Here is a 270-nt window from a genome sequence, read left to right on the forward strand (position 1 = left end):
AGAGCACTTGCCTTACAAGCAAGGGGTCGGCGGTTCGATCCCGTCATCCTCCACCATCTTAATATAAAAGCTGACTTGCTTTCTCATTCATCGCGAGTTGTCCCGACGCATCCAGCATCTTTGAATCAGCTTGTAGAGGAAGAGGCAACGGACAACAACACCAAAAGCATTGTGAACATCAACTTACTTTCTTATCATCGCGGGGTGGAGCAGTCCGGTAGCTCGTCGGGCTCATAACCCGAAGGTCGCAGGTTCAAATCCTGCCCCCGC

General features: G+C 51.5%; 1 protein-coding gene. It reads left to right on the forward strand.

Translation table 11 applies throughout. The annotated features are described in order from the left end of the window. Window positions 1-237 (forward strand): hypothetical protein (locus ABS784_RS17115; RefSeq protein ID WP_221932379.1); only part of this gene is annotated, 237 nt, incomplete at its 5' end. Window positions 238-270: the final 33 nt, after the last annotated feature.

This window comes from Geobacillus sp. G4 (assembly GCF_040327975.1).
GTDB classification, from domain to species: domain Bacteria; phylum Bacillota; class Bacilli; order Bacillales; family Anoxybacillaceae; genus Geobacillus; species Geobacillus thermoleovorans.